General features: G+C 61.2%; 16 protein-coding genes and 1 pseudogene. 16 read left to right on the plus strand and 1 reads right to left on the minus strand.

Annotated features, from left to right (window positions below; all coding sequences use genetic code 11):
* The first annotated feature begins 9 nt into the window (after positions 1-9).
* The 10 genes and pseudogenes from ACN5AZ_RS01120 to nuoE form a co-directional block, all read left to right on the plus strand.
* The gene (locus tag ACN5AZ_RS01120) at positions 10-678 is read left to right on the plus strand and encodes a glutathione S-transferase family protein (protein WP_419427007.1); all 669 of its coding nucleotides are present in this window, start codon (positions 10-12) and stop codon (positions 676-678) included.
* Between the two features lie 27 nt (positions 679-705).
* Positions 706-1,554: a hydroxymethylglutaryl-CoA lyase gene (locus tag ACN5AZ_RS01125; protein WP_419427008.1), complete on the plus strand. Its 849-nt coding sequence runs from the start codon at positions 706-708 to the stop codon at positions 1,552-1,554.
* Entirely contained in the window at positions 1,551-2,357 is an 807-nt protein-coding gene (locus ACN5AZ_RS01130) for a crotonase/enoyl-CoA hydratase family protein (RefSeq protein WP_419427009.1), read from the plus strand. Before ACN5AZ_RS01125 ends, ACN5AZ_RS01130 begins: the two co-directional genes overlap by 4 nt.
* Positions 2,358-2,757: 400 nt before the next feature.
* Positions 2,758-3,123, plus strand: a complete 366-nt coding sequence (locus ACN5AZ_RS01135) for an NADH-quinone oxidoreductase subunit A (RefSeq protein ID WP_419427010.1) — start codon at positions 2,758-2,760, stop codon at positions 3,121-3,123.
* Positions 3,114-3,647, plus strand: a complete 534-nt coding sequence (locus ACN5AZ_RS01140; protein ID WP_419427011.1) for a NuoB/complex I 20 kDa subunit family protein — start codon at positions 3,114-3,116, stop codon at positions 3,645-3,647. The genes ACN5AZ_RS01135 and ACN5AZ_RS01140 overlap by 10 nt, the downstream gene beginning before the upstream one ends.
* A 49-nt stretch (positions 3,648-3,696) precedes the next feature.
* The gene (locus ACN5AZ_RS01145) at positions 3,697-4,302 is read left to right on the plus strand and encodes an NADH-quinone oxidoreductase subunit C (protein ID WP_419427012.1); all 606 of its coding nucleotides are present in this window, start codon (positions 3,697-3,699) and stop codon (positions 4,300-4,302) included.
* A gap of 111 nt (positions 4,303-4,413) precedes the next feature.
* The gene (locus tag ACN5AZ_RS01150; RefSeq protein WP_419427013.1) at positions 4,414-4,899 is read left to right on the plus strand and encodes a hypothetical protein; all 486 of its coding nucleotides are present in this window, start codon (positions 4,414-4,416) and stop codon (positions 4,897-4,899) included.
* Between the two features lie 2 nt (positions 4,900-4,901).
* A complete protein-coding gene (locus ACN5AZ_RS01155) occupies positions 4,902-6,122 on the plus strand; it encodes an NADH-quinone oxidoreductase subunit D (RefSeq protein ID WP_419427451.1) in 1,221 nt (406 codons plus the stop codon).
* Between the two features lie 39 nt (positions 6,123-6,161).
* Positions 6,162-6,491, plus strand: coding sequence for a hypothetical protein (locus ACN5AZ_RS01160; protein ID WP_419427014.1), 330 nt, complete (start codon positions 6,162-6,164; stop codon positions 6,489-6,491).
* A gap of 47 nt (positions 6,492-6,538) precedes the next feature.
* A pseudogene (gene nuoE / locus ACN5AZ_RS01165) lies at positions 6,539-7,252 on the plus strand (NADH-quinone oxidoreductase subunit NuoE); the annotation flags it as partial.
* A gap of 37 nt (positions 7,253-7,289) precedes the next feature.
* Here nuoE and ACN5AZ_RS01170 read toward each other — a convergent pair.
* On the minus strand, positions 7,290-7,607 hold the full coding sequence (locus tag ACN5AZ_RS01170; RefSeq protein ID WP_419427015.1) for a hypothetical protein: 318 nt from the start codon (positions 7,605-7,607) through the stop codon (positions 7,290-7,292).
* Between ACN5AZ_RS01170 and ACN5AZ_RS01175 the strand changes: the two genes are divergently transcribed.
* The 6 genes from ACN5AZ_RS01175 to ACN5AZ_RS01200 all read left to right on the plus strand — a co-directional run bounded on the left by ACN5AZ_RS01175 (position 7,597) and on the right by ACN5AZ_RS01200 (position 11,958).
* Positions 7,597-8,589 (plus strand): endonuclease, encoded by a 993-nt coding sequence (locus ACN5AZ_RS01175; RefSeq protein ID WP_419427016.1) that lies wholly within the window; start codon positions 7,597-7,599, stop codon positions 8,587-8,589. The genes ACN5AZ_RS01170 and ACN5AZ_RS01175 overlap by 11 nt on opposite strands.
* A 161-nt stretch (positions 8,590-8,750) precedes the next feature.
* On the plus strand, positions 8,751-9,353 hold the full coding sequence (locus ACN5AZ_RS01180; protein ID WP_419427017.1) for a hypothetical protein: 603 nt from the start codon (positions 8,751-8,753) through the stop codon (positions 9,351-9,353).
* A gap of 26 nt (positions 9,354-9,379) precedes the next feature.
* Positions 9,380-9,598, plus strand: coding sequence for a DUF5337 domain-containing protein (locus ACN5AZ_RS01185; protein ID WP_419427018.1), 219 nt, complete (start codon positions 9,380-9,382; stop codon positions 9,596-9,598).
* Between the two features lie 3 nt (positions 9,599-9,601).
* A complete protein-coding gene (gene nuoF, locus ACN5AZ_RS01190) occupies positions 9,602-10,900 on the plus strand; it encodes an NADH-quinone oxidoreductase subunit NuoF (protein ID WP_419427019.1) in 1,299 nt (432 codons plus the stop codon).
* Positions 10,901-11,087: 187 nt separating this feature from the next.
* Positions 11,088-11,450, plus strand: coding sequence for a hypothetical protein (locus ACN5AZ_RS01195; RefSeq protein ID WP_419427020.1), 363 nt, complete (start codon positions 11,088-11,090; stop codon positions 11,448-11,450).
* 115 nt (positions 11,451-11,565) lie between these two features.
* Positions 11,566-11,958 carry a DUF5333 domain-containing protein gene (locus ACN5AZ_RS01200; RefSeq protein WP_419427021.1) on the plus strand — a complete coding sequence of 131 codons (393 nt, stop codon included), beginning with the start codon at positions 11,566-11,568 and terminating at the stop codon, positions 11,956-11,958.
* Positions 11,959-11,973: the final 15 nt, after the last annotated feature.

Here is an 11,973-nt window from a genome sequence, read left to right on the forward strand (position 1 = left end):
GGATCCGGCATGATCACCCTGCATCACGTGCAATATTCGCGGTCCTTCCGGGTTCTGTGGCTGCTCGAGGAAATCGGCCTCGACCGTGTCGGCGGGCTGGAGCTGGTCGAACATCGCATCGGCACGCCCGAGATGGCGCAAAGCGATTTGCAGCGGCTGTCGCCCGCGCTGCGCATTCCGGCGATCGAGACGTCGGACGGCGTGCGTATGTCTGAATCCGGAGCCATCGTGCAATATCTGACAGCGCGTTATGCGCCTGACCTCGCACGGCCTGCGGACCATCCCGAAGGCCCCGCCTACCTGCAATGGCTGCATTACGCGGAAACGCAGGCCAGCCTGATCGAGAACCTGAACCTGCAGATGGTGTTTCTGCGCCCGCCCGCCAAGCCTTCGCCTGTGGTGGTGAAACTGCAAGTGGCGCGCCTGCGCCAGACCTTGCGCGGGTTGGAGAAGGCCATGCAATCTGACTGGCTCTTGGCCAGCGGGTTCAGTGCGGCTGATATCATGCTTGGGTTCAACCTGTTTGCCGCGCCGTTTTTCGTGCGCATGGACGAGTTTCCCAAGCTCAACGCTTACGTCGCGCGGATGCAGGCGCGGCCTGCCTATCAGCGCTGTGTTGAACGCGAAGGGCCGCAGCGGTTTTACGCGCAGGATTTCTATCCTGTGCCCGAGGCCTGAGCGGCGCAGCATCACGGGAGGGGTGATATGGACAGGGTCGAGATTTTCGAGGTCGGGCCGCGCGACGGTCTGCAAAACGAAGCGCGCGCCATCGCGACAGCGGACAAGATCGCGCTGGTTGATTGTTTGTCGCGGGCCGGGTTTGCGCGGATCGAATGTGCCTCCTTTGTCAGCTCCAAGTGGGTGCCGCAGATGGCCGACAGTGCAGAGGTTCTGGCCGGGATCCGGCGTGCCCCGGGCGTGTCTTATGCCGCTTTGACGCCGAACATGCGCGGCTTTGAGGGGGCGGTGGCCGCAAAAGTCAGTGAGATCGCTGTATTCGGATCAGCGTCGGAGGGATTCTCCAAGGCCAATATCAACGCGACCGTTGCCGAAGGGTTGGACCGGTTCGCGCCGGTTTGCGCGGCGGCTGGAGAGGCGGGCTTGCCGGTGCGGGGCTATGTGTCCTGCGTGGTGGAATGCCCCTACGACGGGGCGGTTGCGCCTGGGGACGTGGCGCGGGTCGTGGCGGCTTTGCGGGATATGGGGTGCTACGAGGTCTCGCTGGGCGACACCATCGGGCGCGGGGCACCGGATGCGGTAGATCGTATGTTGGCCGCTGTGCTGGACGAGCTTCCCGCCGACCGGCTTGCGGGGCATTTCCACGACACCGCAGGCCATGCGCTGGCCAATATCGAGGTGGCGCTGGAACGGGGCCTGCAGGTGTTCGATGCGGCTGTGGGTGGCTTGGGCGGCTGTCCCTATGCGCCCGGTGCTGCCGGTAATGTCGCCACGGAACAGGTGCATGACTTCCTGACCGCCAATGGCTTTGCCACCGGATTGGACCGCGCCGTGCTGACAGAGGCCGCCGCCATGGCGCGGGCCATGCGGCCATGACGAAACAGGGAAGGCAGGACATGCAAGAGGTCAAACTGCGCATAGACGCCGATCGGGTGGCATGGATCACCCTTGCGCGGCCGGAAAAACACAACGCCATGTCGGCGCGGATGATGACAGAGCTGGTCGACGCCGCCGCGCAGGTTGCGGCCGACCCGTCCGTACGTGTGGTGGTGCTGGAGGCCGAAGGGGCAAGTTTCTGCGCCGGGGGTGATCTGGCATGGATGCGTGCGCAGTTCGATATGGATCGCGCCACCCGCATTCGGGAATCGGGTCGCATTGCCGAGGCGCTCGGGGCGCTCTACCGGTTGCCGCAGCCTTTGATCGGACGGGTGCAGGGCAATGCCTTTGGTGGCGGGTTGGGGCTGATATCTGTTTGTGATGTGGCCGTTGGTGTCAGCGAGGCCAAGTTCGGCCTGACCGAAGTGCGTCTGGGCCTGATCCCCGCCAATATCGGGCCCTATGTTGTGGCGCGACTTGGTGGCCGCGCGGCGGGGCAGGTGTTTATGAATGCGCGGATATTCACAGGCAGTGAGGCGGTGGCGCTGGGGCTTTTGAACCGCGCAGTCGCAGCGGACGAGCTGGACGCCGCGATCACCGCCGAGCTGCGCCCGTATCTGGACTGCGCGCCCGGGGCGGTTGCGGATGCGAAACGGTTGCTGCGCCGGTTGTCCGGCGAGGTGGCGCAGGCGGATGTGGACATGGCCATCGCGGCACTGGCAGACCGTTGGGAGACCGAGGAAGCGCGCGCCGGCATCGAGGCCTTCTTCGAGAAACGCGATCCGCCTTGGCGGCAGGGCTGACCCACATGGAATCAGCCAAGGCGCGGGGCAGGGCGCCTTGCCCCTGATCGCCACGCAAACGGGCAAAGAGCCGTGCGCGACGACATACCGCGCCCGGCGCAGTCAGGGCGGCGGTCAAGGTCGCAATGGCTGGCGCAGGGGCGTTTGCCCACAGGCGCCAATCCGGTAAGGCCTTGAGACTAAACGCCGGCGCAGCGATTGCCGGGTTCCTGTTAGCGCTACCCGACAAAATCGCTTGGTCAAATCTTGCCGAAATCGGGGCGGAACCTGTTTATTATCAATCTTTTGAATATGGGTAGCGCTTGTTGACCCTGAGGGGCTGCAGCGATAAGTCGACAACGGACAAAAGCCACACTTGCACCCCGTGCAGTGCGCGCCCCCGTAATTGAGGAGCTGCCTCGTGGAAGACATGCTGCGGGAATACCTGCCAATCTTGGTTTTTCTGGCCATTGCCATTGTGATCGGCCTTGTGTTCATATTTGCGGCGATCTTGGTCGCTGTGCGCAATCCCGACCCTGAGAAAGTGTCGGCCTACGAGTGTGGCTTTAACGCATTTGATGACGCGCGGATGAAGTTCGACGTGCGATTCTATCTTGTGTCGATCCTGTTCATCATCTTTGACCTCGAAATCGCGATGCTGTTCCCCTGGGCCGTGGCCTTTCAGGGGCTGAGCGATGTGGCGTTCTGGGCGATGATGGTGTTCCTGGGCGTGTTGACCGCAGGCTTTGCCTACGAATGGAAGAAAGGGGCACTGGAATGGGAGTGATGACGGGCGTGAATACCGCTGGCGGTGATCGTGAACACGCCACCCAGGCCCTGAATGCCGAGCTGCAGGACAAGGGGTTCTTGCTGACCTCGACCGAGGATATCATCAACTGGGCGCGCACCGGTTCGTTGCACTGGATGACCTTTGGCCTTGCCTGCTGCGCGGTCGAGATGATGCATACCTCTATGCCGCGCTACGATCTGGAACGCTTTGGCACCGCGCCGCGGGCCTCGCCGCGCCAGTCGGACCTGATGATCGTGGCCGGGACGCTGACCAACAAGATGGCGCCCGCGCTGCGCAAGGTCTACGACCAGATGCCGGAGCCGCGCTATGTGATCTCCATGGGCAGCTGTGCCAACGGTGGCGGCTACTACCATTATTCCTACTCCGTGGTGCGTGGCTGCGACCGGATTGTGCCTGTGGACGTCTACGTCCCCGGCTGCCCGCCCACGGCGGAGGCGCTGGTTTACGGGATCATGGCCCTGCAAAAGAAAATGCGCCGCACCGGCACGTTGGTGCGCTGATCTGAAGGACCGTTGCAGGTCCAAAGGTCGTTGAAGAAAGGTGACCGGAATGGATGCTTTGAAAGAACTGGGCGGCCATATCGAGCTGAAGCGCCCCGATTGCGTTCTGGCGTGGGACGTGACCCACGGAGAGCTGAACATCGATGTGGCACCGGCGAACATTCGCGGCCTTGTCGATTTTCTGAAAACCGACGCAACCTGCCGGTTCTCCTCGCTGGTGGACATCACGGCGGTGGACTACCCGGAGCGGCCCAAACGCTTTGACGTGGTGTATCACTTCCTGTCGATGTACCAGAACCACCGCATTCGCCTGCGCGTGTCGATCCGCGAGGATGAAATGGTGCCATCGATCGTTCCGGTGCACCCCTCGGCCAATTGGTTCGAGCGTGAGGTCTTTGACATGTTCGGGATCTTGTTCTCCGGCCACCCGGATTTGCGTCGGATCCTGACGGACTACGGCTTTCGCGGCTATCCGCTACGCAAGGACTTCCCGACAACGGGATACACCGAAGTCCGCTACGACGAGGAACAAAAGCGCGTGGTCTACGAGCCGGTCTCGCTGGTTCAGGAATACCGCCAGTTCGATTTCATGTCCCCGTGGGAAGGCGCGCAATATGTGCTGCCCGGTGACGAAAAGACAGACGAGGCAAAGTAAGCCATGGAAGCGGCGGCCACATATCGTGTCTGCCGTGCGCCATTTGCCTGTGATGCAGAAGACCTGCCCACGACGACCGCGTCGGGGGGATTTGAAAGGATACGGGGCGACGTGAGCTTCGAGACGGACATAGAAGCGCTGGAGCGCGAGGGGTGGGAACCCGAAAAGGCCATCGCCACGCTGGAAAGCGGCGAGGATTGGGTTGCTTGGGCCAACGAACTGTTGCCCGAGATGATCGACCTGTCTGATGCGTTGGTTTGCACCGGCTATTTTGCCGAGGACGGATCCGCGCGCGGATTGATCTGGGATTTGCTGGAAAACGTCGTGTCCCGTGCGGATGACGAATTCACGGCGCGGGCCTTTGCTTTTGTGCTCAACTGCGCCGAAAGCGGCGAGGCCGAGCTGGAAAAGCCCGCCTTGATCGGGTTCCTGTGCAAGGTGGCGCAGTCCGACGTCGGCATGATGTGTCTGGATGAACTGGCGGCACGGCTGCCGGGCACGATGATTGAGGATCGCGCGGGCCTGCTCGCGCATCATTATGGTTCGGAAGGGCTCGCAATTCTGCGCGCCGCGAAATCCGGCAGAAGGAGGCACTGATGATGGACGGCTCCAAAGGTTTCGATGACGCCCTGACCGGCGAACAGAAGATCCGCAATTTCAACATCAACTTTGGTCCGCAGCACCCTGCGGCCCACGGGGTGTTGCGTCTGGTGCTGGAACTTGACGGCGAGATCGTCGAACGCTGCGATCCGCATATCGGCCTGCTGCACCGTGGCACCGAAAAGCTGATGGAAAGCCGCACCTATCTGCAGAACCTGCCGTATTTTGACCGGCTGGATTACGTCGCTCCGATGAATCAGGAACACGCATGGTGCTTGGCCATCGAGAAGCTGACCGGCGTCGAGGTGCCGCGCCGTGCCTCCCTGATCCGCGTGCTTTATTCGGAAATTGGCCGTGTTCTGAACCACTTGCTGAACGTCACCACGCAGGCGATGGACGTCGGCGCGCTGACCCCGCCGCTGTGGGGTTTTGAAGAACGCGAAAAGCTGATGATCTTCTACGAGCGGGCCTGTGGCGCGCGCTTGCACGCGGCCTATTTCCGTCCCGGCGGTGTGCATCAGGACCTGCCGCCTGCACTGCTCGACGACATCGAGGCGTGGTGTGATCCTTTCCTGAAGGTGGTCGACGATCTTGACGGGCTGCTGACGGAAAACCGTATCTTCAAACAGCGCAACGCTGACATCGGCGTGGTGAGCGAGCAGGAAATCCTCGACTGGGGGTTCTCTGGCGTGATGGTGCGCGGGTCCGGTCTGGCATGGGATTTGCGGCGTGCGCAGCCCTATGAATGCTATGACGAATTCGACTTTCAGATCCCCGTTGGCAAGAATGGCGATTGCTACGACCGCTATCTTGTCCGCATGGAAGAAATGCGCCAGTCGGTGTCGATCATCAAACAGGCCATTGCCAAGCTGCGCGCGCCCGAAGGGCAGGGCGATGTGCTGGCCCGCGGCAAGATCACCCCGCCCAAGCGCGGCGAAATGAAGACCTCGATGGAAGCTCTGATCCATCACTTCAAGCTCTACACCGAAGGGTTCCATGTCCCTGCGGGTGAGGTCTACGCCTGCGTCGAGGCGCCGAAAGGTGAATTCGGCGTGTATCTCGTGGCGGATGGTACGAACAAACCGTACCGCGCCAAGCTGCGTGCGCCGGGATATCTGCATCTGCAGGCAATGGATCACGTGGCCAGCGGTCACCAACTGGCCGATGTGGCCGCGATCATCGGGACGATGGACGTGGTGTTCGGTGAAATCGACCGTTAAGCGGTATGGTCTAGAAGGGCCGAAGTAAGGAAGATGACGATGAAGAACGCGTTGGCAGGTCTGTCGCTGGTGGTTTTGACGGCGGGCTGCGTCGAATTGGGCATGGCGCCCGAAGGCACGACGCCTGAAATTCTGGCAGCATGGGATTCGGCAGTGGCCTCGGTCGGCTGCTCGCTGATCTCCGAGAAAGACTACCTGCCGGTGGAATTGCAGACCGGATTGCCGCGCGAAAAGGTCATCGAAATCGCGCAATACAAGGTCGCCCGCGAGCAGGCTGTCTCGCTCGAAAATGGCGGCGTGGAGTCGGTGGTCGGGGTGTGCGCACCTGTGGCGGAACCGGCAGCGGAACAGGTGGCCCAAGCGGGCTAAGCAATGCGAGCGCCAAGGATATCGGCGCCAGACAAGGGACGATAGATATGCTGCGCAGGCTGCACCCGGACCAACCCGAGAGCTTTGAATTCACCGAGGCAAACCTTGCCTGGGCGAAAGAGCAGATCACCAAATACCCCGAAGGGCGTCAGCAAAGCGCGATCATTCCGCTGTTGTGGCGCGCGCAGGAGCAAGAGGGCTGGCTGTCCCGTCCTGCCATCGAATATGTCGCGGAAATGTTGGGCATGGCCTATATCCGCGCGCTGGAAGTGGCGACCTTCTACTTTATGTTTCAGCTGCAACCCGTTGGTTCCGTTGCGCATATCCAGATCTGCGGCACCACGTCCTGCATGATTTGCGGGGCAGAGGATCTTGTTGCCGTGTGCCGTGAGAAGATCGCCGACAAACCGCATGTTCTGTCGGCGGATGGCAAATTCTCTTGGGAAGAGGTGGAATGCCTCGGCGCGTGTACCAATGCGCCCATGGCCCAGATCGGCAAGGATTACTACGAGGATCTGACGGTCGAGAGCCTTAGTGCGCTGTTGGACGCACTGGCCAATGGCGAGGTTCCGCAGGTCGGCCCGCAAAACGGGCGCATGGGGTCCGAGCCCAAGGGCGGTGCGACCACGCTGACCGAATACGTCAACGCCTCGATCAAATTGAATGCCAGCGCGCAATTGGCCTCGGACATTGGCGACACGGTAAAGCGCATCGACGGCACCGAAGTGCCCTTGGCCGCGCCGTGGGGCGACCAGTCCGGAACACGCGGTGCCTGAATAGGCTTTCCGACATCCACAATCATTTGTGTGACAAACTTGTTTCAAGCGCCCGATATTCCGTATCGGGCGCTTTTGTTTTGTTGCGGGGGAACAATTCAGGAATTGCCACCGCGAAGACTTCCGGCAAAAGTGTTAAGGGATACAAAACAAAGCCGTAAGAGCGGAAACGACAAGGGAGAATTGTGGACATGCGATTGGATGGCAATTGTACGATGAAATGCTGGAGCATGGCAGCGGTGTTTGGCGCATTGGTGTTTTTGTTTCGTTTGGGCGCGGGTTTTGGACCTGCTTTGATCTTGGGGTTGTTAACCGTCGTATTGCTGGGATTGCTGTTCACCTGGCTGTTCTGCGCGCCGATCCCGCAGGCCTCGACATCAACCGGTGGGGTGGCAATGCCGGCTCAGGCGGACGGATTTGACGCAGGCACCAGCGCGCGCGCGTCGGCTGCGGGTGTGGCAGGCACCGCAGGGGCTGCGGCTGCGGCTGGTGTCGCGACTGGCGGGGCTGCGGACGGCGCTGCGACCCCGGCTGCCGATACGGTCACAGCCGACGACAGTGTGGCAACAACAGCTGAGCCGGAAACCTCGCAAGAGGCTGCCGATGCGGTGGCCGCGGATGTGACAGCGGCGATGGCGGCTGAAGATGCGACACCTGTGACTGGCGAGACTGTTGACGATAAGGCTGCTGACGAAGATGCCAGCTCCGAAGCGGTCTCTGCGACGCAGGACGCAGAACCTGTTGCAACCGATCCGACGCCGGCCAGCACGGATGCAAGCCCGGTCATCAAACCCTCGACACCATTGGCGGGCGAGGCCGAATTGGCCGAGCGCAAGGGCAGCTGGACCTATGAAAAAGACGGCGCAGATCCTGCGGCTGCTTCTGCCGAAGCTGCGGCGGAGGATGTAGCGATCCCCGCCGTCAGCCCTGAGGCCGCGCCTGTGACCGCTTCGGCCTCTGCGGCTGCCGCGGCATCTTTGGATGGTGGCGCGCGTGATTTCGACGGCGACGGCAAGATGGAGGGCAAGGATGAAGGTGCGAAACCTCAGCTTCTCGACGGCCCTCGCGATGGCACGGCGGATGACCTCAAGCAGATCAAGGGCATTGGCCCCAAACTGGAAAAAATGTGCCACGAGATGGGCGTTTACCATTTTGACCAGATCGCCGCGTGGAGCGACGATGAAATCGCGTGGGTGGATGCCAATCTGATGGGCTTCCGTGGCCGTGTCAGCCGTGACAAATGGCGTGATCAGGCGGCGACGCTTGCCTCTGGCGGGGAAACGGAATTCTCCAAGCGCGTCGAAAAGGGCGGCGTGTACTGACCCGGATTGCGGGGCGCCTTCGGGCGCCCTGCGACATTGCCATGGCTTGCCAAGTCGCTTCCGTTGTGTCACCCGTGGAGGTGGCACTGTTGGGGAGGAACGGCGCTTCGAAGCACGCGGTGCAGGTGATCTGCGGCCGCGGAACATGCGAGGACTGAGCCATGATGAAGACCCCTATGACCACCTTTACCCCCGGTTTTTCGCCCGTCATCAAGATGATGGAACTGCAGACCAAGCTGGCGATCGAAACCGGTCAGGCCATGATGGATCTGGCGATGCTGCCTTGGCAGAACATGCCGGTGGGCAAGATGCCGACTTTGCCTGCGATGACCGCAGGATTCGCGTCCATCTGCAATCCGCGCGGCGTGTCATCCGCCGCGCCTGCTGCCAAGGCTGAGACTGTTGCGCCGAAAGCCGCGCCTGTTGTAGAGGCCGCGCCTGTCGCGGAGCCCACCGAGACCGCGCCCGAACCGGCAGCAGCTGTATCGGACGCGCCCACCGCAGCCGATCTGGTTGTGGCCGGCGCAATGGACGCACCCGAATTGCTCGACGCGGCCAAGGGGGCGGCGGACGATCTGACCGTTCTCAATGGTGTGGGCCCAAAGCTCGCCGCTGCGTTGAACGAGGCAGGTATTTACCATTTGAACCAGATTGCTGGCTGGACCGATGCCAATGTGGCATGGGTTGACGCCAATGTGGCCGGTGTGCGCGGTCGCGCCTCCAAGGGCGCTTGGGTCGCGCAGGCCACTGACCTTCTGGCCTGAACACTGACCACGGACGACCCAAGGCTATGGCAAACAAAGAAGAACTTAACCGGCGGGGACGTAAGGTCGCGTTGACAATTGCCGGTGTCGGCATATTCTGGATTGTCATAACAGCCTTGGGGCAGGCTCTGGGATGGAGCCAGAGCCTGCGCGCTTTGTTCGATCTTGTTGCATTGGCAGGGTTTATCTGGGCGATCTGGATGATATACGGGCTCTGGCGCGCGCGCCAGGAACATGAAGGATAAGCGATGCTTCAGGACCAGGACCGGATCTTTACCAACATTTACGGCATGCATGACCGCACCCTTGATGGGGCGAAAAAGCGTGGCCATTGGGACGGCACAAAGGACATAATCGCCAAGGGCCGTGACTGGATCATCGACGAGATGAAAGCCTCCGGTCTGCGCGGTCGCGGTGGTGCGGGTTTCCCGACGGGCCTGAAATGGTCCTTCATGCCCAAGGAATCGGATGGCCGTCCGGCGTATCTGGTGATCAACGCTGACGAGTCAGAGCCCGGCACCTGCAAGGACCGCGAGATCATGCGCCATGATCCGCACACGCTGATCGAGGGGGCGCTGATCGCCTCTTTCGCGATGCAGGCCCATGCGTGCTACATCTACATCCGCGGCGAATACATCCGCGAGAAGGAGGCGCTGCAGGCCGCCATTGACGAGGCCTATGACGCAGGGCTTCTGGGCAAGAACGCGGCTGGTTCCGGTTGGGATTTCGAGCTGTTTTTGCACCATGGGGCTGGCGCCTACATCTGTGGCGAAGAAACCGCGCTGATCGAATCGCTTGAAGGCAAGAAGGGCATGCCCCGCATGAAACCGCCGTTTCCGGCGGGCGCGGGCCTGTATGGCTGCCCGACCACGGTGAACAACGTCGAATCCATCGCTGTCGTGCCGACGATCTTGCGCCGTGGCGCGTCGTGGTTCGCGGGCTTTGGTCGCGAAAACAATGCGGGCACCAAGCTGTTCGCCATTTCCGGTCATGTGAACACACCCTGCGTTGTCGAAGAGGCGATGTCGATCTCCTTTGAGGAGTTGATCGAGAAGCACTGTGGCGGCATCCGTGGCGGTTGGGACAACCTCAAGGCGGTTATCCCCGGCGGGTCTTCGGTCCCTTGTGTGCGTGGCGAGAACATGCGCGACGCGATCATGGATTTTGACTATCTGCGCGGCGAGCTGGGCTCCGGTCTGGGGACCGCTGCGGTGATCGTGATGGACAAGGACACCGACATCATCAAAGCGATCTGGCGGCTGTCGAAGTTCTACAAACACGAAAGCTGTGGCCAGTGCACACCGTGCCGCGAGGGCACCGGCTGGATGATGCGTGTCATGGACCGTCTGGTGCGTGGCGAGGCGGATGATGAAGAGATCGACATGCTTTGGGATGTGACCAAGCAGGTCGAGGGCCACACGATCTGCGCGCTTGGCGACGCTGCGGCTTGGCCCATTCAGGGTCTCATCCGCAATTTCCGTGACGAGATCGAGGACCGGATCAAGGCGCAAAAGGCCGGGCGGCTCAGCGCGGTTGCGGCCGAATAATCGCGCCTGTCAAATGAGCCTAAGCCCCCTGCGCCCTACGGTGTCGGGGGCTTTTTGGTTTCGGCAGCCTGCTTCAAACAATTGGGGCGATTTCGCCGGTTTGATTAAGGCGCAGGGCTGAAGGCTTGACGTTAACCCCTTGGGCGGGTGACAAGCGGGAACTGGTTAATTGAAGGACGTCAATGTGATGGCTGTAGGCAAAGCTGTGGTTCGGATCGGCCTGTGCGTGGTGTTGGTGGCCTCTGTGGCGGCTTGCGGGCAAGCGCCCAACTTCGGACGCACCCAAACGGCGACCTTTGACGGGCAAAGCTTTCGCGCCTCCGCCAAAGGCGACAAGACGGACCGGACAATGTTTGTAGCCACAGCGCATAACCCCGCGAAATCTCTCGACGGCGCGGTTCAGGCCGCATCCTATCAGGCGGTGAAATACTGCATCACGACCTATGGCACCTCGGACATTGACTGGACGGTGGGGCCGGATACGCCGCCTGCGCAGCTTCCGGTCAGCGATCAGGTCCTGCGTTTGTCGGGGCAATGCCGCGACAGGTAGTTGCGGCTGTTCGGGGAAAACCCGCCGACGCGGATCAAAACCCGCGACTGATATTGAATATCACCGCCAGACTGCCTTTGTTCAGCACAAGTGTTTCGAGTGAAGGAGGCCACTGATGCGGCTTATTCCCCTAGTATCCTTGTGCGTGGCGCTGGCCGCGCCCGCGATGGCCAAACCCCATCTGAGCGAGGTCAAAGAGATTGATGATCGCTTGATGCAAATCGCGATTGCCGATGAATTGCGCAAAACCTGCGACGATATTGATGCGCGCATGATCCGCGGCTTGGGCCAGTTGAACGAGCTGCGTTCGCAGGCGAAATCGATGGGCTACAGCAATGACGAGATCGAGGATTACGTGACCTCGAAATCTGAGAAGAAGCGGATGCGTCAACGCGCCGAGGCATGGCTGTCGGGTCAGGGCGTGAATTCGAAGAACAACGATTCGTTCTGTGCCTTCGGACGTCAGCAGATTTCCAAGGGCACCTACATCGGATCCCTTTTGCGCTAACATCTCCTTCGGGCC

The sequence above is a fragment of the Sagittula sp. SSi028 genome (assembly GCF_048553715.1).
Taxonomy (GTDB): Bacteria; Pseudomonadota; Alphaproteobacteria; order Rhodobacterales; family Rhodobacteraceae; genus Sagittula.

Excerpts from the sequence above, each read along its gene's own strand:
- ACN5AZ_RS01140 (WP_419427011.1), top strand. The coding sequence starts at position 3,114 with ATGGGAGTGATGACGGGCGTGAATACCGCTGGCGGTGATCGTGAACAC.
- ACN5AZ_RS01130 (WP_419427009.1), top strand. The coding sequence starts at position 1,551 with ATGACGAAACAGGGAAGGCAGGACATGCAAGAGGTCAAACTGCGCATA.
- ACN5AZ_RS01160 (WP_419427014.1), top strand. The coding sequence starts at position 6,162 with ATGAAGAACGCGTTGGCAGGTCTGTCGCTGGTGGTTTTGACGGCGGGC.
- ACN5AZ_RS01155 (WP_419427451.1), top strand. The coding sequence starts at position 4,902 with ATGGACGGCTCCAAAGGTTTCGATGACGCCCTGACCGGCGAACAGAAG.
- ACN5AZ_RS01145 (WP_419427012.1), top strand. The coding sequence starts at position 3,697 with ATGGATGCTTTGAAAGAACTGGGCGGCCATATCGAGCTGAAGCGCCCC.
- ACN5AZ_RS01195 (WP_419427020.1), top strand. The coding sequence starts at position 11,088 with ATGGCTGTAGGCAAAGCTGTGGTTCGGATCGGCCTGTGCGTGGTGTTG.
- ACN5AZ_RS01200 (WP_419427021.1), top strand. The coding sequence starts at position 11,566 with ATGCGGCTTATTCCCCTAGTATCCTTGTGCGTGGCGCTGGCCGCGCCC.
- nuoF (WP_419427019.1), top strand. The coding sequence starts at position 9,602 with ATGCTTCAGGACCAGGACCGGATCTTTACCAACATTTACGGCATGCAT.
- ACN5AZ_RS01185 (WP_419427018.1), top strand. The coding sequence starts at position 9,380 with ATGGCAAACAAAGAAGAACTTAACCGGCGGGGACGTAAGGTCGCGTTG.
- ACN5AZ_RS01125 (WP_419427008.1), top strand. The coding sequence starts at position 706 with ATGGACAGGGTCGAGATTTTCGAGGTCGGGCCGCGCGACGGTCTGCAA.
- ACN5AZ_RS01120 (WP_419427007.1), top strand. The coding sequence starts at position 10 with ATGATCACCCTGCATCACGTGCAATATTCGCGGTCCTTCCGGGTTCTG.
- ACN5AZ_RS01180 (WP_419427017.1), top strand. The coding sequence starts at position 8,751 with ATGATGAAGACCCCTATGACCACCTTTACCCCCGGTTTTTCGCCCGTC.